Source organism: Natrinema sp. 1APR25-10V2, assembly GCF_031626495.1.
Lineage (GTDB): Archaea > Halobacteriota > Halobacteria > Halobacteriales > Natrialbaceae > Natrinema.
On the sequence record NZ_JAMQOJ010000001.1, the window covers coordinates 735,158 to 753,732 of the forward strand.

The 18,575-nt window shown below is 64.9% G+C and carries 17 protein-coding genes; 14 read left to right on the top strand and 3 right to left on the bottom strand.

Translation table 11 applies throughout. From position 1 onward, the window contains the following. The first annotated feature begins 59 nt into the window (after positions 1 to 59). The 4 genes from acs to NDO75_RS03855 are packed head-to-tail and all read left to right on the top strand — an operon-like array spanning position 60 to position 4,678. Entirely contained in the window at positions 60 to 2,036 is a 1,977-nt protein-coding gene (gene acs / locus NDO75_RS03840) for an acetate--CoA ligase (RefSeq protein ID WP_310904773.1), read from the top strand. A 54-nt stretch (positions 2,037 to 2,090) separates the two neighbouring features. Then, positions 2,091 to 2,534: a DUF4212 domain-containing protein gene (locus tag NDO75_RS03845; protein ID WP_310904774.1), complete on the top strand. Its 444-nt coding sequence runs from the start codon at positions 2,091 to 2,093 to the stop codon at positions 2,532 to 2,534. Beyond that, entirely contained in the window at positions 2,531 to 4,213 is a 1,683-nt protein-coding gene (locus tag NDO75_RS03850; protein WP_310904775.1) for a VC_2705 family sodium/solute symporter, read from the top strand. Before NDO75_RS03845 ends, NDO75_RS03850 begins: the two co-directional genes overlap by 4 nt. A 3-nt stretch (positions 4,214 to 4,216) precedes the next feature. Continuing rightward, the gene (locus NDO75_RS03855) at positions 4,217 to 4,678 is read left to right on the top strand and encodes a universal stress protein (protein ID WP_310904776.1); all 462 of its coding nucleotides are present in this window, start codon (positions 4,217 to 4,219) and stop codon (positions 4,676 to 4,678) included. 82 nt (positions 4,679 to 4,760) lie between these two features. On the opposite strand, the gene NDO75_RS03860 is transcribed toward NDO75_RS03855, so the two are convergent. Both NDO75_RS03860 and NDO75_RS03865 read right to left on the bottom strand, forming a co-directional pair. After that, positions 4,761 to 4,982 (bottom strand): hypothetical protein, encoded by a 222-nt coding sequence (locus tag NDO75_RS03860; RefSeq protein ID WP_310904777.1) that lies wholly within the window; start codon positions 4,980 to 4,982, stop codon positions 4,761 to 4,763. A gap of 110 nt (positions 4,983 to 5,092) precedes the next feature. Further along, positions 5,093 to 5,569 carry a cupin domain-containing protein gene (locus NDO75_RS03865; RefSeq protein ID WP_310904778.1) on the bottom strand — a complete coding sequence of 159 codons (477 nt, stop codon included), beginning with the start codon at positions 5,567 to 5,569 and terminating at the stop codon, positions 5,093 to 5,095. 372 nt (positions 5,570 to 5,941) lie between these two features. Here NDO75_RS03865 and NDO75_RS03870 point away from each other — a divergent pair, with 372 nt between their 5' ends. The 3 genes from NDO75_RS03870 (at position 5,942) to NDO75_RS03880 (ending at position 8,766) form a co-directional block, all read left to right on the top strand. Then, positions 5,942 to 6,502 (top strand): tRNA (cytidine(56)-2'-O)-methyltransferase, encoded by a 561-nt coding sequence (locus NDO75_RS03870; RefSeq protein ID WP_310904779.1) that lies wholly within the window; start codon positions 5,942 to 5,944, stop codon positions 6,500 to 6,502. Positions 6,503 to 6,699: 197 nt separating this feature from the next. Next, positions 6,700 to 8,277 carry an AMP-binding protein gene (locus NDO75_RS03875; RefSeq protein WP_310904780.1) on the top strand — a complete coding sequence of 526 codons (1,578 nt, stop codon included), beginning with the start codon at positions 6,700 to 6,702 and terminating at the stop codon, positions 8,275 to 8,277. Between the two features lie 219 nt (positions 8,278 to 8,496). Further along, positions 8,497 to 8,766, top strand: a complete 270-nt coding sequence (locus tag NDO75_RS03880) for a hypothetical protein (RefSeq protein WP_310904781.1) — start codon at positions 8,497 to 8,499, stop codon at positions 8,764 to 8,766. Positions 8,767 to 8,788: 22 nt separating this feature from the next. Here NDO75_RS03880 and NDO75_RS03885 read toward each other — a convergent pair whose 3' ends face one another. Further along, on the bottom strand, positions 8,789 to 9,784 hold the full coding sequence (locus NDO75_RS03885; protein WP_310904782.1) for an MBL fold metallo-hydrolase: 996 nt from the start codon (positions 9,782 to 9,784) through the stop codon (positions 8,789 to 8,791). Between the two features lie 517 nt (positions 9,785 to 10,301). On the opposite strand from NDO75_RS03885, the gene NDO75_RS03890 reads away from it, so the two are divergent. The 7 genes from NDO75_RS03890 (at position 10,302) to NDO75_RS03920 (ending at position 18,552) form a co-directional block, all read left to right on the top strand. Then, on the top strand, positions 10,302 to 10,826 hold the full coding sequence (locus NDO75_RS03890) for a transcription factor (protein ID WP_310904783.1): 525 nt from the start codon (positions 10,302 to 10,304) through the stop codon (positions 10,824 to 10,826). Beyond that, entirely contained in the window at positions 10,826 to 11,512 is a 687-nt protein-coding gene (locus tag NDO75_RS03895; RefSeq protein ID WP_310904784.1) for a DUF2110 family protein, read from the top strand. Before NDO75_RS03890 ends, NDO75_RS03895 begins: the two co-directional genes overlap by 1 nt. Before the next feature lies 1 nt (position 11,513). Continuing rightward, positions 11,514 to 12,290 carry a DUF5803 family protein gene (locus NDO75_RS03900; protein WP_310904785.1) on the top strand — a complete coding sequence of 259 codons (777 nt, stop codon included), beginning with the start codon at positions 11,514 to 11,516 and terminating at the stop codon, positions 12,288 to 12,290. Positions 12,291 to 12,501: 211 nt separating this feature from the next. After that, a complete protein-coding gene (locus NDO75_RS03905; protein ID WP_310904786.1) occupies positions 12,502 to 13,320 on the top strand; it encodes a chemotaxis protein CheW in 819 nt (272 codons plus the stop codon). Between the two features lie 126 nt (positions 13,321 to 13,446). Continuing rightward, positions 13,447 to 13,809: a chemotaxis protein CheY gene (gene cheY, locus NDO75_RS03910; protein WP_006181855.1), complete on the top strand. Its 363-nt coding sequence runs from the start codon at positions 13,447 to 13,449 to the stop codon at positions 13,807 to 13,809. Then, entirely contained in the window at positions 13,806 to 15,020 is a 1,215-nt protein-coding gene (gene cheB / locus NDO75_RS03915) for a chemotaxis-specific protein-glutamate methyltransferase CheB (RefSeq protein WP_310904787.1), read from the top strand. The genes cheY and cheB overlap by 4 nt, the downstream gene beginning before the upstream one ends. Beyond that, the gene (locus NDO75_RS03920; RefSeq protein WP_310904788.1) at positions 15,013 to 18,552 is read left to right on the top strand and encodes an Hpt domain-containing protein; all 3,540 of its coding nucleotides are present in this window, start codon (positions 15,013 to 15,015) and stop codon (positions 18,550 to 18,552) included. Before cheB ends, NDO75_RS03920 begins: the two co-directional genes overlap by 8 nt. Positions 18,553 to 18,575 lie beyond the last annotated feature (23 nt).

Consider the following 18,575-nt stretch of genomic DNA (forward strand, 5'->3'; position numbering starts at 1 on the left):
GATTTTGCACAGCTAGAGGCTGGCTTTACTATGGTCGTTGAAGACTGGGTGAGTGTACCATGTCACAGGACAACGCCGAACTCGAGGCGCGACTCGCGGAACAGGAGGCGTTCGAGCCTCCCGAGTCGTTCGTCGAGCAGGCGAACGTCACGGATCCGGGGATCTACGAGGAGTTCGAGGAGAACTGGCCGGAGTGTTGGGAGCGGGCTGCCGATCTGCTCACGTGGAACGAGGAGTACGATACCGTGCTCGAGGACGGGAACGCCCCGTTCTACGAGTGGTTCACCGGCGGTGAACTCAACGCGTCGTACAACTGCCTCGACCGCCACGTCGAGGACGGCCGCGGCGACAGCGTCGCGATCGAGTGGGAGGGCGAACTCGGCGAGACGCGCACCTACACCTACGAGGAACTGCTGGACGAGGTCGAGGACTTCGCCGCGACGCTTCGCGACCTCGGCGTCGAGGAAGACGACATCGTTACGCTGTACATGCCGATGGTTCCGGAGCTGCCGATCGCGATGCTCGCCTGTGCCCGCATCGGCGCGCCACACAGCGTCGTCTTCGCCGGCTTCTCGGCTGACGCGCTCGCGACCCGAATGAACTCCGCCGACAGCGAGTATCTCGTCACCTGTGACGGCTACTACCGTCGCGGTGATGCACTCGACCACATCTCGAAGACCAACGAGGGCCTCGAGGGCGTCGAGCACGAGGTCTCGGACGTCGTCGTCGTCGACCGTCTGGGCGACGATCTCGAGCACGAGCTCGCGGCCAACCAGCACGACTACGACGAACTCGTGGCCGACCACGAGGGGTCGACGGTCGAGCCGGTCTCCCGGGACGCCGAGGACATGCTGTTCCTGATGTACACGTCGGGGACGACCGGGCAGCCAAAGGGTGTCAAACACACCACCGGCGGCTACCTCGCGTACACCGCCTGGACGAGCCACGCCGTGCTGGACATCGAGGCCGACGACACCTACTGGTGCTCGGCCGACATCGGCTGGATCACCGGCCATTCGTACATCGTCTACGGGCCGATGGCGCTCGGAACGACCAGCGTCATGTACGAGGGGACGCCGGACTACCCCGAGAAGGACCGGCTGTGGGAGATCGTCGAGGAGAACGAGGTCGACATCTTCTACACCGCGCCGACGGCCATCCGCGCGTTCATGAAGTGGGGTTCGGAGTACCCCGAGAAACACGACCTCTCGAGCCTGCGGCTGCTCGGAACCGTCGGGGAGCCGATCAATCCGCGCGCGTGGAAGTGGTACTACAAGCACATCGGCGACGAGGAGTGCCCGATCGTCGACACGTGGTGGCAGACGGAGACCGGCGGTATGATGATCACGACGCTGCCGGGGATCAACACCATGAAGCCCGGCTCCGCGGGGCCGCCGCTGCCGGGCATCGATGCCCGCGTCGTCGACGCACAGGGTGAGGAAGTCGACGCCGGTCAGGCCGGCTACGTCACGGTGAACAACCCGTGGCCCGGGATGCTCCGGACGCTGTACGACAACGACGAGCGGTTCATCTCCGAGTACTGGCAGGAGTACTCCGACGAGGAGGCCGACGAGTGGGTCTACTTCCCCGAGGACGGGGCGAAGATCGACGACGATGGCTACATCACCATCCTCGGCCGTGTCGACGACGTGATCAACGTCTCCGGCCACCGGCTGGGGACTATGGAGATCGAGTCGGCCGTCGTCGGCGTCGAGGGGGTCGCCGAAGCCGCCGTCGTCGGCGGCGAACACGACGTCAAAGGCGAGGCGGTCTACGTCTACGCCATCCCAGAAGACGGCTACGAGGGAGACGAGGAACTCCAGGAGCGAGCCGTCGAGGGCGTCCTCGATTCCATCGGCCCGATCGCCAAGCCCGAGGAAGTGATCTTCACTCCCGAACTTCCGAAGACGCGCTCGGGCAAGATCATGCGCCGCCTGCTCGAGGACATCGCGAGCGGCAACGAACTCGGCAACACGTCGACGCTTCGGAATCCGGATGTCGTCGACGATATCGCAGACCAGGTATCGAGCGACTGACCACCATTCGATTTTCGGGATGGAACACGACGACACAACACGATTCACGAACATATGACAGAGAATAACAGCCACGATACGACCGACGACGAGGTCGCAACGGACGGTGGGGTGGCCGGACAGCCCGGCCAGGCCCATCGAAACACCGATTACCTCAGTTCGGAGGTGAACCTCCTGAACCCGAGCACGACGTTCATGCGCGATCACCTGCGCATCGTCTGGACCGGGTTCGCCATCTGGTTCGTCGTCGTCTTCGGGCCGGTGACGCTGACGCGGCTCGCGCCCGGCGTGATGACGACCCAGCTGCCGGCGATCGGCTTCCCGCTGCACTACTTCCTGGTGGCCTTCGCCGCGCCGACCGGCGCGCTGATCCTCTCGTTCTGGTACGCCCGGAAGCGCGACGCGTTAGACGAGAAGTATGGCATCGACCAGGGGACGGTCGAGGAGACCGGCCGCGGCGGGGGTGCCGCGGCGACTGACGGAGGTGTCGACGAATGACGGGCGCTGCGGGCGTCGTCCTGCAGAGCGGGCTCCTGCCGGAGGGGCTCAACGTCTCGTTCAAGCTCGGACCGGCCATTCTGGTCCTCGCGATGCTGCTACTGTTCCTCGCGATCGGCGTCGTCTTCCGCGTCGCCGACACCGAGGACATGTGGGTCGCCGGCCGATCGATCGGCAACATCGAGAACGGAATGGCGATCGGTTCCAACTGGATGTCGGCCGCGTCCTACCTCGGGATGGCGGCGCTGATCGCGCTGTCGGGCTTCTACGGCCTGGCGTTCGTCGTCGGCTGGACGACGGGCTACTTCATCCTGCTCATCTTCATGGCCGCACAGCTACGCCGGTTCGGCAAGTACACCGCGCCGGACTTCGTCGGCGACCGCTTCAACTCGGACGCCGCCCGCGCGATCGCGGCCGTCACGACGTTCCTCATCGGGTTCGTCTACGCCATCGGCCAGGCCCGCGGCATGGGGCTCGTCGGGCTGTATATCTTCGGCGACATCGGCCTCCCGGGACTGTCGGGCTACCAGTCGATGGTCGTCTTCATGATGGCCATCACGGTCGGCTACCTGACTCTCTCGGGGATGCTGGGCGCGACCAAGAACATGGCCGTCCAGTACGTCATCCTCATCTCGGCGTTCATCCTCGGCCTCTACGTCGTCGGCTTCACGCAGGGGTACTCGACGGTGCTTCCCCAACTCGAGTACGGCATGCTGATCAGCGAACTCGGCAGCGAGTTCAGCGAGCCGTTCGTGAGCGGGAGCTACTACTTATGGATCGCGACGTGTTTCTCGTTGATCGTCGGGACCTGCGGGCTCCCACACGTGTTGGTGCGGTTCTACACGGTCGAGAGCGAACGAACGGCCCGTTGGTCGACCGTCTGGGGGCTGTTCTTCATCTGCCTCCTGTACTGGAGCGCCCCCGCGTTCGCCGCGTTCGGGACCGACCTCTTCGCGGAGAACGTCGGCGCGGTCTACGGTGACCCCGGCATGAGCAGCGCCGCCGGTGACGTCATCGTCGTGCTGGCCGCACAGCTCGCGGAACTGCCCCAGTGGTTCGTCGGCCTCGTCGCGGCGGGCGGGATCGCCGCGGCGATCGCGACGGTCGCCGGTCTGTTCATCGCGGGCTCGTCGGCCATCTCGCACGACATCTACACGAACATCATCAACCCCGACGCGACCCAGCGCCAGCAGGTGATGGTCGGTCGGCTGAGCATCGTCGCGCTGGGCGTCCTGACGACGCTGGCCGCACTCGACCCGGCGGCACCCATCGCTGCGCTCGTCGCGTACGCGTTCTCGCTCGCCGGCTCGGTGCTGTTCCCCATGTTCTTCCTCGGCATGTGGTGGGAGAACACGAACCGTCCCGGGGCGCTAGCCGGGATGCTCACCGGACTCGGAATCTGGGGCATCTCGATGATCAACGAGGTCCTCCCGGTGTACATCAGTAACGGCGAACCGTACGTGGCGGCGCTCGCACAGTGGATGCCCGCGATCGGGTCGGCCTTGATCGCGGTCCCGGTCGTGTTCGCCGTCACCATCAGCGTCTCGATGATGACCGACGAACCCGACCTGGAGACCAAGCGGATCGTCCGCCAGTGTCACAGTCCCGAACCGATGAGTCGCCAGCAGACCGCCGAAGACGTTGTCACCGACGGGGGCGAGACCCCCGCGGACGACTAATCCATGTACGAGAAAATACTCGTTCCCACGGACGGTAGTGAGACGGCCGAGGCGGCCGTCGATCACGCGCTCGACCTCGCCGAGAAGTACGAAGCCGGGCTCCACGCCCTGTACATCGTCGACACGGACTCGATGAGTCTCAGCCTCGGCGCAGAGCAACTCGACCGTATCGAACAGGGACAGTACGGCGAGATGGAGGAGGTCCGCGAACGCGCCGAGCGCGCCACCGGCCACGTCGCCGACCGCGCACGTGAGCGCGGCCTCGAGACCGTCGAACACGTCTCGGCCGGCAAACCCCACTCGCTGATCGCCGATTACATCGAGGACAACGGTATCGACCTCGTCGTGATGGGGTCTCACGGCCGCTCGGGCATCCGACGGGCGCTGCTCGGCAGCGTCACCGAACGGACGCTCCGGTCGACGCACGTGCCGGTGCTGGTCGTCGACGTCGACGAGAACGAGTAATCGCGCGGACTGCAGTTCGATTTTTCGCGGCGGTGCGCTTCGTCTCGACCAGCGGAAGCACCGTTACGGCGTCTCGAGGAGGCTACCGTTTCTGCTGTGCGGTCGCGAGCTTGAAGCTCCAGATGAGCCCGAAGTAGGCGGCGATTCCCGCGAGCATGAACATGTAGTACGCCCAGGTCGGTCCGTCGAGGACGCGGAAGACCAGATCGACGGCCGTCACCCAGACGACCGCGAACGCCAGATCCGTCAGTATCCCCCACCGCTCTTCGCGCGCCGTCTTCAGCCACTCGCGAACGCCCGTCATCGACCCGTCACCCGGCTCCTGTAGTCGGCCATAGTGTGACCGTTTCGCAGGGTCCCGAAAAAGCCTATCGGAGAGGCGGTCGAGAACCGCGCACGCCGCCGTTCTGGTCGCTAATCGTCCCAGTACGTCGTCTCGTCGCCGATATTGTAGTACCCGTGGAACGAACGCTCGTCGCGGCCGCCCGGCGGCGAGCCGACGAAGACGCCGAATTTCTCCATGTCGGGGTAGATCGTCACGTCCGGCTCGTTCATCGTCGAAATCGCGAGGTAGCGGAGCGTTTCCTCGCCGTCGTTGACGAGCCGGTGACCGCCGCTCTCGTCGGCCGGCAGAGAGATGAAATCGCCGGTCGAAAGCGGCTCGAGGCCGTCCTCGGTCCGGAGCTGGCCGTCGCCCGCCAGCACGTAGATCGCCTCCTCGTTGGCCGTGTGGTAGTGGTAGGGCCACGAGCGCCGGCCCGGCGGGAGCTCGTAGAGGCTGCAGCCGAGGTCGTCGGCGTCGACGGCGCTCGAGAGTTCCTTTCGACGGAACATCGTCTCCTCGCGCTCGTACTCTTTCCAGTCCATTTCGGACTCGTTCACTTTCTTCATGATACGGTATCCCACTACCTCGATTCTTTAAACGTCTGTGGCTCTTCGCCGGGTTTTCGGCCGCCTCCGTGCTCGGACGGCTCTCTGCTCGAGCCTGCGTTTCGGTCGATCGTCCTGCAATCGTGAACACACGGAATCTCCACGCCCTCCCCAGCCGATTCGCTCGCTCCTACTGTCGCTCGCTCATCCCTCGCACAGTATCGTCTCGCGATTCACTGGTCGTTCATCGCTCGACAGCGCGCGCCACCGTATGTCGGCTGGCCGAATCGCGGTGATACGTTTCCCTAGTATCGAATTCGCGCGGCCCTGAATCGATGGGCAACCGGAGGCAAAAACGAAACCCCCTAACCCAGCCCGGGAGTGGATACGTACATGTACGACGACAGCGAGGTCGCCGTCCTCCGGCTCGGTCACCGGCCCGGCCGGGACGACCGGATGACGACCCACGTCGGCCTGACCGCGCGGGCGTTGGGTGCCGACCGCGTCCTCTTTCCCGACAACGCCGGCCAGTCCCTCGAGACGGTCGCGGACATCACCGATCGCTTCGGCGGCCCGTTCGACGCCGAACTCACCGACTCGCCCCACGGCGTTATCCGCAACTGGGAGGGGCGGGTCGTCCACCTCACGATGTACGGTGAGCGCGTGCAGGACGTGGAAGCCGACATCCGTGATGCCCACCTGTCCGAGGGCGAGCCGCTCCTGCTCGTCGTCGGCTCCGAGAAGGTCTCGTTCGACGTCTACGAGGAGGCCGACTGGAACGTCGGCGTCACCAATCAGCCCCACTCCGAGGTCGCGGGGCTCGCGGTCTTCCTCGACCGCTTGTTCGAAGGGCGCGAACTCGAGCAGGAGTGGCAAAAGGCCGACCGACGCGTCGTCCCGATGGAGACGGGCAAGCGCGTCGAGTCGGCTGACACTGAGTCCGAGTCCGAGTAACGACCGAGCCACGGTATTCGGCCGCCGTCTCGCGACGGGGACGGGTTGCGAACTCACGCCAGGGAGCACTTCGTCACCTCCGGACTCCGTCTCGAACGTGCTCAGATCTCCCCGAGTGCGACCGGTCGATCGCCCGATGCCGTCGAGAAACTGTGTCCAACACGAAAGTTTATGGATGAACTACGGTATCGTCAACCATGGATCTAGACGCGGTGGAGCAGTCTGCACTGGAGGGGAACGTCGCGAAGCTCTTCGATCAGACGGCGGCTCAGCACGGGGAGGCACAGGCGATGGAACACCACGGCCGGCGCTGGACTCACGCGGAGCTCCGCGACTGGACGGCCGAACTCGCCGGCGGCCTCCACGACCTCGGCCTCGAGCCCGGCGATCGGATGCTGCTCTTCTTGCCGAACTGTCCGCAGTACCTCGTCGCTTCGATCGGCGCGTTCAAAGCGGGCGTCGAGATCTCGCCGGTCAACCCGCAGTACAAGCGCCGCGAGGTGGCCTACCAGCTCGAGGACACCGATGCGAAGGCGATCGTCACCCATCCGGCGCTTCGGGAGATCGTCGATCAGGCAACCGAGGACGCCGAAATGGAGCCCGAAGTGATCGCGATTCAGAGCGAGGATTGGCCGCGAGACGACGCGGACCACGCCTTCGAGGAACTGCGCGGCGAGCCGACGCTGGTCGACCGCGACGGCGACGACGTGTCCCTGCTGCCGTACACCTCCGGGACCACGGGCGACCCGAAGGGCGTCCAGCTTACCCACGATAACACGCGAGCGCAGTTGATGTGGCCGCTGGTCGCCTCGAACGTCGACGTCGAACCCGAGGAGGTTCGCAGCCTCACCTGGCTGCCGCTGTACCACATCACCGGCTTTACCCACACCGCCCTCCAGCCGCTGGTCGGCGGCGGGCGGCTCTACTTCCGCAGCGCGCTCGAGTGGGACGCTCAGGAGTGCATGCAACTCATCGAGGACGAGGGGATCACCCACTTCGTCGGCGTGACGACGATGTACGCCGACATGGTCGATTCCGACGACTTCGGTGAGTACGATCTGACCAGCCTCGAGGCGGCCTCCGAAGGCGGCGCGAAGCTGTCGACCGCGGTCCAGGAGCGGTTCGAGGAGACCGCGGGCGTCGACATTTCGGAGGGGTACGGCCTCACCGAGACCCACGGGGCGACCCACACCCAGAGCGGGTCGACGTTCGGCCTGAAACACGGTACGATCGGCCAGCCTCTGCGGATGACCGACTGCAAGATCGTCGACGAGTCCGGCGACGAAGTCGCACCCGGCGAGGAAGGCGAACTCGTCGTCCGCGGGCCGCAGGTGATGACGGGCTACCACAACCTACCCGAGGCAACGGAGGCCGCATTCACCGAGAACGGCTACTTCCGTACCGGCGACATCGCTCGCCGCGACGGGAACAACTACTACGAGATCGTCGACCGCAAAAAGCACATGATCAACACCGCAGGCTACAACGTCTATCCGAGCGAACTCGAGAACCTCCTGCTCGAGCACGAGGCCGTCGCCGACGTCGCCGTCGTCGGCGTGCCCGACGAGCGGCGCAACGAGGTGCCGAAGGCGTTCGTCGTCCCGGCCGAGGGCGTCGAACCCGGCAGCGACGTGACCGACGAGGCGATCAAGGAGTTCTGTCTCGAGGAGGTAGCCAGCTACAAACACCCCCGCGAGATCGAGTTCATCGACGAACTCCCGCGGACGACGAGCGGGAAGATCCAGAAGTTCAAGCTCGAGGACGAAACGGAGTAACGACGATTCACCACGACCGGACTAACGCGGGGCGGGCTCATCGTTCGACTATTCTTGCGCCTCACAGAGCGCCGTCACCGCCAAAACGGTATGCCCTCGCACACCTCTCCCGCCCGCGATCGGTCAGCGCCCTCTCGAGAATCTGCCTGAAGCTACACAGCCGCAGGTCGTGACTTCGTGCAATCGAATTATATAATCCAACCACATGCACGAGAATTCATGTACGAAGCGTCTAGAGAGATACTGTGCGTGATTATCGGAATCCCGACACTCACGGTCGTCGCGTACATACTGTTTGTCTTTCTGGCGTTCACTCCAATCGGGTGGCTGGCGCTCGGGATTCTCGTTCTCGTCGCTCTCGCGGTGAGTTCGTGGGACAGCGAGCCGCCGATTCGGATCAACTGCTCCGAGTGCGGGTCCCCGAGCGAAACCGACAGTGTCCGCTGCAAGCACTGCGACACGGCGCTCGAAACCGCCGATGATACCTGATCAGTGACCTACTCGAGACGGCCTACGTCGTCTCGTAGTACCGAACGCCGTCGTCGATTTCGTACGTTACTTCGTCCCGTCTTTCGAGCGTACCCAGCGCCCCGAGCGTGTCGAGCACGGGTGCCATGTGACGGACGGTGCCCGCGCGCTCTTTCGCGATCGACAGCGGCGTGGCGGGTTCGATCACCGCGGTTGCCGCTCGGGTCTCCTCGAGCAGTTCGTCGAGTCGGTCGCGGGTGGTCTCGATGACCCGCTGTGTCTCCTCGAACGACGGGCCGTGGCCGGGGAAGACGTGCGTCGCGTCGGTCTCGCTCAGCCGGTCCATCGCCGCGTAGTAGTCGTCGACGGCCTCGTACGCGCCGTCGTCGATACCGACCTGAAAGGCACCGGCTCGGAACGGCTCGATGAGCGCGTCGCCGGCGAACAGCACCGTCGTCCCCTCGAGCGTCGTCTCGTAACAGAGGTGGTTGATCTCGTGACCCGGCGTCTCGAAGGCGCGGAACTCGCGCCCGCCGACAGTGAAGCGTCCGGTCGGATCGACGGCTCGAGCCGTCTCGAGGTCGATCAACCGCCGGTCCCGTCCGATCTCGTCGATCTCCTCGTCGACGATCTCCTCGCGGTCGTCGCCGCGATAGCCGGCCGCAGTCGCTGCCTCCCACATTTCCGCTCGAGCCGCTTCGAGGTCGCGCTCGAGCCGCGACAGCGCCGCCTTCGGGACGTGGATCGTCGCGCCGGCCTCCCTGAGCGCGGGGAGCTGGCCGATGTGATCGCTGTGGACGTGGGTCACGAGCACGTGGTCGACGTCGGCGGGCTCGCGGTCGATCTCGGCGAGGCCCTCGAGCAGTTCCGACTGGCCGACCTCGCCCGGCGCGCCCGCGTCGACGAGGATCGATTCCGGCCCCTCGAGCAGATAGGCGGCGACGTGTTTCGGGGGCCAGGGGACCTCGAATTCGAGGCGATGGATGCGAGAGCGGGCCCGGTCGGCCCGAACGGTTCCGCAGGAGGCATCGGTAGTCATTGTCTCGAGAAGTGCCACCCATCACCATAAACGTCGCGCCCGAACACGCCGACGGCGCTCGGATTCACCGCTCTCGTGGCAGAATTTGCCCCGACTTGAGCACGGTCTCATCAGTTCTGGTAAGACGACGAGCGTTCTGCTGTCGTGGGTACGAGGGATCTCCACGCCCTCCCCAGCCGATTTCTACTCACGGGGCTGCGGGACGGTTCTACCGTCCCAACAGCCGCGGCGCGTTGCGCCGCGCACTGCCCGTTCGTATGGTTCGCGGGACCGTCGGTCCCGCGCTAACGCTCGCTCCGTCTGGTCGCTCGCTCATCCACCGGAAGACCCCTCGCGTCTTCCGAGCTACTCGAAAACGCGTCGCGTTTTCGGCATCACGAGTCGGCGAACCGTCGCACAGCGCGCGCCACCGCACGGCGGTTTCTCGGTCCAGCGCGATGCCGACCCCCCGAATCCCGACTCAGTAGGGCAGAGCACTTGATAAGACTTAATGGCTTCATGCCGTTACACGTAGGTAATGGCTTTTGAGGACCTGCTCGAGGACCCGGTGATCCAGAAATATTTGCACGAGCTGGTCGGTCCCAAGGGGATGCCCGTCGCGGCGGCACCCCCGGACGGGGAGGTGACCGACGAGGAGCTCGCGGAGGAACTCGACCTCGAGTTGAACGACGTGCGGCGCGCGCTGTTTATACTCTACGAGAACGATCTCGCCACGTATCGGCGGCTGCGCGACGAGGACTCGGGATGGCTGACCTACCTCTGGACGTTCGAGTACGACAACATCCCGGAGAATCTCGAGGAGGAGATGTACCGGCTCCACGAGGCCCTATCGGACCGCCGCGAGTACGAGCGAAACCACGAGTTCTACCTCTGTGAGATCTGCTCGATCCGGTTCGAGTTCGGTGAAGCGATGGACTTCGGCTTCGAGTGCCCCGAATGCGGCTCGCCGCTCGAATCGATGGACAACAACCGCCTGGTCACCGCGATGGACGACCGCCTCGACGCCCTCGAGGACGAACTCAACATCGACGCGGACGCCTGATGGTCGTACTCGCAACCAAACTGTACGTCGAGGGCGACGCCCGCGAGCGGTCGCTGGATTCGCTGCGGTCGCTGGTGGACAACGAGATCGGCGACCTGGACGTGGAGTTCGAACTCGGCGTGCGCCACGACGACTTTCCGTCCGTGACGATTCAGGGCGAGGACGCCGTCGTCGCGCGCAACGCCCTCCGAGAGGAGTTCGGCGAGATCGTCCCCGATCTCGAGGCCGGGGAGACCTACGTCGGGACGCTCGAGTCCTGGGACGAAGACGGGCTCGTTCTCGATGCCGGACAGGGCGAAGGCGTGCGGATTCCGACGGACGAACTCGGGCTCGGCCCAGGAACCGCGACGCAGATCCGCGACCGGTACGGGCTCGTCCAGCACATGCCGCTGCGGTTCGTCTACGGGGGTGAGGGAACCGGCGCCCCCTCTCGACTCGCCGACGCCGAACGCGACCGACTCTACGAGTGGTCTCGGGGTGACGGCCGCCTCAACGTCAACAGCGCTACTCGAGCGGAAGTACGGGCGACGCTCAATCGCGCGGGCCACGCTCAGGACTACGTCACCGTCGAGCGGCTCGGCCTTCTCGAGCAGAGCGTGATCTGTACCGAAGACACCGACCCGCCGGGACTGCTCGCCAGCGTCGGGGAATACCTGCCGGCGGAGCTCCGCTGTGTCGTTCCATAGCATGAATCGACGACTCGTTCTCGGGATGATCGCGGTCGCGCTCCTCGCGATGGGAGCGGGCTGTACCGCGTTCTTCGGCGGCATCTCCGACGAGCAACTCGACCAAGAGGGGAACTACAGCGACCTGCGGGACAGCGACGCCGACGTCGCCATCGAAATCGAGGGCGGTAATCTCATCAACGGCGGCGAGTTCCGGGCGGTCTACGACCTCAACGGGACCGAGGAGCTATCGCTGTACCGGTCGACGATCTACCGCGACGAACCGCTCCAGATCAACAGCGTCCGCTACTGGTATCCCAATGGTACCGAGCTGACGGGGTCCGAACTCGAAGTCAGCCAGGGACGCTCGGCGACTACCGTCGAGGTGCCCGACGAGAATGGGACGCTCGCGTTCTCGAGCGAAGCCGGGCGCAAGAGCTTCTCCCTTCCGGCTTACGTCGGCGGCTCCTACGAGATAACGCTACCCGAGAACCACCGAACGGGGAACTTCCTGTTCGGAGACGTCTCGCCCAATGGAGCCGAGCGGGAGGTCGTCAGCGGACAGGAGCGACTCTCCTGGGAGGAGATCGAGGCCGACCGCACGATATCGCTGCGGTACTACCTCGCGCGGGATATCCCGCTGTTCCTCGGACTCATCGGGATCGCCTTCCTGCTGGGCGGGCTCGGGATCGGCTACTACTACCGGCAGGTCAAGCGACTGCAGGAACAACGCGAGGAGTTCGGTATCGACGTCGACGCCGACGACGATTCGGACGGCGGGCCGCCGGGACTACTTTGACCTCCTCCCACGGCTGAAGCCGCGGGCTTCGCCCGTGTCATCTGTAATCCGACCGTCGTCGCACGTGTTTTCCACCCCTCGGCGACGACCGCTCAGCCGTGCATCGCTCGTCGAGCCGGCCGTGATAATGTCGTATAAAATTATATCGGCAAGAGAGAATGTAGTGTGGAGTCAACGTTTTATTGTTGGAACCTGATACACGAACAGGACAATGGCCCCGGATCTCTCGGAAAAGCTTCTCGGAACGGATATCGACGCTGCCGACCAGACTCACGAGACGGACGGCGACGAGGGCGAGGCGGAAGAACTCGTTCAGTTCGTTTTCGTCGGCGTCGGCGAACATCGACTCGCGCTGCCGGTCGATACGGTGCGGACGATCACGAAACCACCGTCGGAGCTGACTCGCGTCCCGCGATCACCGCCCGCGGTCGAGGGACTGATGGACTTGCGCGGGGAGATTACTGCGGTTATCGATGCGCACGTCCACTTCCCGACGACCGAATCCAGATCAGGGCGCGAGCGACTGCTCGTTCTCGACCGACCCAGCGATCAGCAGTCGGCTGCGATCCGGGTCGACGACGTCATCGGCGTCGAGACCGTTCCCGAGAGTGACGTACTCGATAGCCATGCGATCGAAACCAGCGAATTCGACGGCGATGCGCTCGCACACCCGCTGGTCGTCGCACTCATCAGACAGGAACAAGAGCCGCAGGCCGACGTCGACCACGTGATTGCTGAACAATCGGCCGACGACGCCGCCGCACCGACACCGGGCCCCGACACCGGTCACGCGGCCGGGACGGGTGGCTCCGCGGCGCTATCGTCAGCTGGCGGCGTCGGTGGCGGACTCGGCGAGTCGGTCGGCGAGACGTTCGAACTCGAGTCCACCGAGGAAGCCGACGCGGAGGAGGACGCTGAAGGTGGGGTAGAGTCGGAGGATTCGATCGAGGAGATCGTCGTCACGGCAACGCCGCTCGTCGATGTCGATCGACTGTTGTTGGCGTCGGGTCAGGCGGACGACCGGCGCTGACGGGCCGTTCGCGAGAGTCCGACCTGAGCGGGTTCTCCGGGGCGTATTCGACGCTTATCATGACTGATAATCGAGAGACAGCATTTATGGTAGTTGTATCTCTACCAGAGTTTGGTGTACTACTGAATGTCGACAGGGGTGCTCATCGTGGACGACTCTCATTTTATGCGGAATCTACTGCGTCAGATCTTGGAGCAGGATTACCGCATCCTCGGAGAGGCGTCCAACGGAGCAGAAGCCGTTAAACTGTACAAAGAACACGATCCCGATATCGTCATGATGGACATCGTGATGCCCAAATGCAACGGCATCAAGGCGACCGCGGCGATCAAGAAGATCGACCCGGACGCCCGCGTCATCATGTGTACGAGCGTCGGACAGCGTGAGAAAATGAAACTCGCCGTGAAGGCTGGCGCGGACGGCTACGTCACGAAACCGTTCGAAGAACCCAGCGTCAGAAAGGCCCTCTCAGACGTCGTTGCGGCATGACGCGAGTACTCGTTGTCGACGACTCGAGGTTTATGCGGACAGTCATCGGCAACGCGCTCACTGGGGCCGGATACGACGTGGAAACGGCTGCGAACGGATCTGAGGGGGTCGAACGCGCCGGCACGTTCGATCCGGACGTCGTTACGATGGACGTCGAGATGCCCGAAATGGACGGTATCGACGCCGTGGAACGAATCATGGCGACGAATCCGACCGCAATTCTCATGCTCAGCGTCCACACCGAACGCGGTGCGGAAGCCACGCTCGACGCGTTGGAGCGCGGTGCCGTGGATTTTCTCCACAAGCCCGACGGTTCGGGCTCACGGAACATCGCGCACCTGACCGACGAGGTCATCGAAAAAGTCGACGACCTCGCCGAAGCGGACGTTTCGTCGGTTGCGCTCGCCCGCGCCGCGGCGTCGGCTTACGCGACCGGCGCGGGCCGCGCGGAAAACCCCGGGCAAACGACCGTAACCGGCAACGCCGTCGCCGGCGGCAGTTCTGACGTCCAGTCGAGCGTCGACCGCGGCACGGCCGGACCGGACGTATCGCCCGGGCTCGGTTCAGACGCCGAACACGACGAGTCGGCACCGATCGCGGTCGACGGCGAGCGTGCGGACGCCCCGACGGTCGTCATCGGGGCGTCGACCGGCGGCCCGAAGATCGTCGAGCGATTGTTCGGTCGGCTTCCCGCCGATCTCGAGGCGAAGGTGCTGGTCGTTCAGCACATGCCACCCGGTTTCACCGAGCGGCTGGCCGAACGGCTCGACGATCGCAGTGCATACGACGTGACCGAGGCGACGGATCGTCAGCGACTCGAGCCCGGCGAGGTCGCAGTCGCGCCAGGCGATTACCACCTCGAGGTAACGAGCAACGTCGGCGACTCGCTGCGCCTGCGACTCGACGACGGCGAGCGCATCCACGGCGTGCGCCCGGCGATCGACATGACGATGCAAAGCGCCGCCGAACGGGTTTCCGACGCCCTCTGTGGCGTCGTACTGACCGGGATGGGCCGCGACGGCGCAGCCGGAATCGAGGCGATCAAGGAGGCCGGCGGGCAGACGATCGCACAGGACGAGGCGACGAGTCCGGTCTTTGGCATCCCCTGTCAGGCAATCGAAACGGGCTGCGTAGATACGATCGCGCCCGCCGACGGCGTCGCCGACGCGATCGTCGACGCGTTCACGACGGACGGTGAGAACGATGACTGATTACCTCACAGACTTCGTTCAGGAGAGCGAAGAACGGATCACGGAACTGAACAACGCCTTGCTCACCCTCGAGCGCGATCCCGACGACGAGGAGGCGATGGAGAACATCTTCCGGATCGCACACACCCTCAAGGGGAACTGCGGTGCGATGGGGCTGGAATCGGCCAGCGACCTCGCGCACGCGATCGAGGACCTGCTCGACGCCGTCCGTCGGGACGACCTCGAGGTGACGCCAGAGTTGATGGACATCGTCTTCGACGGCGTCGACGAACTCGAGACGATGATCGACGAGGTCGCTGCGACCGGCGAGATCGAAACCGATCCGTCGGCGACGATTCAGGCGCTCCGCGAACACCTCGAGAGCGCCCCCGGCGCGGGGGAGACCGGGTTCGCCGCGCCATCAGCCGACGAGATCGACGACGTCTGTTCGCGGTTCGAGCCGCCCACAGACGACGACCACGACGTCTACCTCGTTCGACTCGACATCGCCGAGCGCGAGGGCGTAAACAACGGCAAGCTGGTCGTCGACGCCTTGATCGACGCGTTCGATCTGATCGGAACCGACCCGTCACAGGATCGGATCGAGGCCGCGGAGTACGAGGGCGGCTTCGATGCCGTCTTCGCGACCGCGGTCGGCGAAGCTGCGATCACCTCCGGCCTCGAGCCGGTCGAAGAAGTCAACGAGTTCGAAATCGTCGACGTAACTGACCGGTTCGCGGAGGCCGACGAGGAATCACAGACGCTCGACGAGGTCGAAGCCGGTGACAACATTTCGGCCGAGGAGGCTCAGGACCTCGAGGTCGACGACCTCCTCAACGAGTTCACCGAGTTCGACGACTTGGACGAGATGGTCGAAGACGTCGACGACGACGAACTCGCGGCCTTCGAGGACATGGGCGAGGCCGGCTCGTTCGACGATCTGCTCGAGGACGACGATATCGAGGCCGAACCGGGCGAACCGCCGGCCGAGTCGCTCGACGAGGACGCCGAGGCATCGGCCGAACCGTCGGAGGCCGCCGACGCGTCCGACGAGGACGCGACGGCCGGCGCGGAGGCCGACGCCGACGACGACGTCGACGACGCCAGTGCGGTCTTCAACGAACTCAAAGACGAAGTGGAGATGGTCGGCTTCGACGAACTCCAGGACGAACTCGCCGAACTCGAGTTCGACGAGTTCGACGAGGAAGAGGAAGTCGGCATGGACGAACTCCTCGGCGAGGAGGCGGACGACGACTCGTTCCTCGAGGGCGACGTGCCGTCCGAGAGTGAGGTCGACGACATCCTCGTCGACGATGTCGTCGAGCCTGACACCGACGAGAGCGAGGGCGACGATCCCGATGTCGAGTCCGCGCTCGAGACGACGGAACCGGAAGCCAGCGACGACGAGGAAGCAGCCGATGACGACGAGGACGATGTAGCTGACGCCGATAGCACGGACTCGACGGCGACTGAGACCCCCGAGGCGGAGCCATCCGCAGACGCCTCGACAGGCGACGAGACGCCAGCGGTGGCGGACTCGGAGTCCGAATCGGTCGACGAAGCAGGCGACGAATCCGATCTCGAGGGGGCTGACGCTGACGAGTCCGACCTCGAGGAGGCAGCGATCGACGAATCGGACGACGAGACCGCCGAGGCTGCTGAAGCCGACGGTTCCGAGACGACGGTCGACGACGAAATCGCCGAGGGCGATAGCCCGGCGACGACCGATGATACGGCTGCGGAGGCTACCACAGACGCCGAACCCGACGAGACTGAGGCGGATATCGAACCGGCGACCGAGGACGTGGTCGCCGATTCGGATGCGGAACCGGCCGAATCGGAGGCTCCATCGGAACCGGACGACGCGTCCGAGTTGCCGGAGACGGAACCCGATGCAGCGGGTGACGAGTCGGGCGACGAGGCCGACCTCGAGTCCGAAGCAGCCGAGACGGCCGAGGACGACGATACCGCAACCGACGATTCGTTCGGAGCCGACGCCGACGACTTCGACCCCACGGCAGCGTTCGACGATGTCGACTCGTCGGACGACGGGACTAACGCGTTCGACGATGACGGCTTGGGAACAGCCGACGCGACGTTCGACGACGAGTTTGCCGACGAATCGACAGCTGACGGCTTCGATGAGGAGTTCGACGACGATTTCGACGAGGGACTCGATGACGAGGTTTTCGCCGGGACCGACGAGTTCGACGTCGGCGCGGCGGGGTTCGATTCGCCGGTGTCGGAATCGGGTGCGGACGACGAGAGTCCCGAATCGGCCTCGTTCGGTGACGATTCGACCGACGACGACGATTCCGACGACGTCGTACGGACCGTCGAGGAGCCGTCCCTCGAGATTCCGGATCTCACCGTCCCCGAGACGGACGACCGAACGGACGACGACACCCAGGCCGACGAAATTCAGTCCGTCAGAGTCGACGTCGAACAGATCGACTCGCTGTTGACCCTCGTCGAGGGGCTGGTCACGAGTCGCGTCCGCCTCCGACACGCGGCCGACGCCGACGGCGACAACGACGCCCTCGAGACGGAACTCGACGCGCTGTCGGAGCTGACGACGGACCTCCAGGAGACGGTCATGGACATCCGACTGGTGCCGCTCCAGACCGTGACCAATCGCCTGCCGCGGGTCGTCCGCGACATCGCTCGCGATCAGGACAAAGAGGTCGCCTTCGAGATGAACGGCGAGAACGTCGAACTCGATCGGAGTATTCTCGACCGGATCGGCGACCCGCTGATCCACCTTGTCCGGAACGCCGTCGACCACGGAATCGAACCACCCGAGGAGCGCGAGGAGGCGGACAAACCCCGCGAAGGGACCGTCGAGGTCCACGCAGACCGCGACCGAGATCGTGTGACGATCTCGGTCGAGGACGACGGGAGCGGGCTCGACCCCGATCGACTGCGAGCCGAGGCAGTCGATGCCGGCGTCCTCGAGGAGTCCGAGGCGGTCGATCTGCCCGACGAGGAAGCGTACGAACTCATCTTCCATCCCGGTCTCTCGACGGTCGACGAAGTGACCGATATCAGCGGCCGCGGCGTCGGCATGGACGTGGTCAAACGGACGATCGAGGACTTAGACGGGACGGTCGCGATCGACAGCGAGGCGGGCGAGGGGACGACCGTCACGATGGAACTCCCCGTGACGGTCGCGATCGACGACATTCTGTTCGTCGAGAGCGGCGGTGAGGAGTTCGGCGTCCCGACCAAGGCCGTCAGCGACATCGAGTCGGCCAGCGCACTCGAGTCGACCGGCGAGCAGTCCGTTCTCCCGAGCGACGACGGCGACTTACCCGTTATCCCGCTCGCAGACGTCCTCGAGACGCCAGCTCCCGGAGCGAACGGCGACGGGATGGTCGTCCGTATCCGCGGCGACGTCCGTGAGGTGGCCCTGCACTGCGACCGCGTCCACGGCCAGCAGGAGGTCGTCGTCAAGCCGTTCGAAGGCTTCATGAGCGGCGTGCCGGGGCTCAGCGGTGCAACGGTGCGGGGACGGGGAGAGGTAGTCAACATTCTTGATGTGACGACACTATGAACGAACGCGAACACCCAACCCTA

Bases quoted from the DNA above. Each gene is read 5' to 3' on its own strand.
- NDO75_RS03920 (WP_310904788.1), top strand. From the start codon at position 15,013: ATGACTGATTACCTCACAGACTTCGTTCAGGAGAGCGAAGAACGGATC.
- NDO75_RS03875 (WP_310904780.1), top strand. From the start codon at position 6,700: ATGGATCTAGACGCGGTGGAGCAGTCTGCACTGGAGGGGAACGTCGCG.
- NDO75_RS03865 (WP_310904778.1), bottom strand. From the start codon at position 5,569: ATGAAGAAAGTGAACGAGTCCGAAATGGACTGGAAAGAGTACGAGCGC.
- NDO75_RS03855 (WP_310904776.1), top strand. From the start codon at position 4,217: ATGTACGAGAAAATACTCGTTCCCACGGACGGTAGTGAGACGGCCGAG.
- NDO75_RS03845 (WP_310904774.1), top strand. From the start codon at position 2,091: ATGACAGAGAATAACAGCCACGATACGACCGACGACGAGGTCGCAACG.
- NDO75_RS03900 (WP_310904785.1), top strand. From the start codon at position 11,514: ATGAATCGACGACTCGTTCTCGGGATGATCGCGGTCGCGCTCCTCGCG.
- NDO75_RS03905 (WP_310904786.1), top strand. From the start codon at position 12,502: ATGGCCCCGGATCTCTCGGAAAAGCTTCTCGGAACGGATATCGACGCT.
- acs (WP_310904773.1), top strand. From the start codon at position 60: ATGTCACAGGACAACGCCGAACTCGAGGCGCGACTCGCGGAACAGGAG.
- NDO75_RS03880 (WP_310904781.1), top strand. From the start codon at position 8,497: ATGTACGAAGCGTCTAGAGAGATACTGTGCGTGATTATCGGAATCCCG.
- NDO75_RS03895 (WP_310904784.1), top strand. From the start codon at position 10,826: ATGGTCGTACTCGCAACCAAACTGTACGTCGAGGGCGACGCCCGCGAG.
- NDO75_RS03870 (WP_310904779.1), top strand. From the start codon at position 5,942: ATGTACGACGACAGCGAGGTCGCCGTCCTCCGGCTCGGTCACCGGCCC.
- NDO75_RS03885 (WP_310904782.1), bottom strand. From the start codon at position 9,784: ATGACTACCGATGCCTCCTGCGGAACCGTTCGGGCCGACCGGGCCCGC.
- cheB (WP_310904787.1), top strand. From the start codon at position 13,806: ATGACGCGAGTACTCGTTGTCGACGACTCGAGGTTTATGCGGACAGTC.
- NDO75_RS03860 (WP_310904777.1), bottom strand. From the start codon at position 4,982: ATGACGGGCGTTCGCGAGTGGCTGAAGACGGCGCGCGAAGAGCGGTGG.
- cheY (WP_006181855.1), top strand. From the start codon at position 13,447: ATGTCGACAGGGGTGCTCATCGTGGACGACTCTCATTTTATGCGGAAT.
- NDO75_RS03850 (WP_310904775.1), top strand. From the start codon at position 2,531: ATGACGGGCGCTGCGGGCGTCGTCCTGCAGAGCGGGCTCCTGCCGGAG.
- NDO75_RS03890 (WP_310904783.1), top strand. From the start codon at position 10,302: ATGGCTTTTGAGGACCTGCTCGAGGACCCGGTGATCCAGAAATATTTG.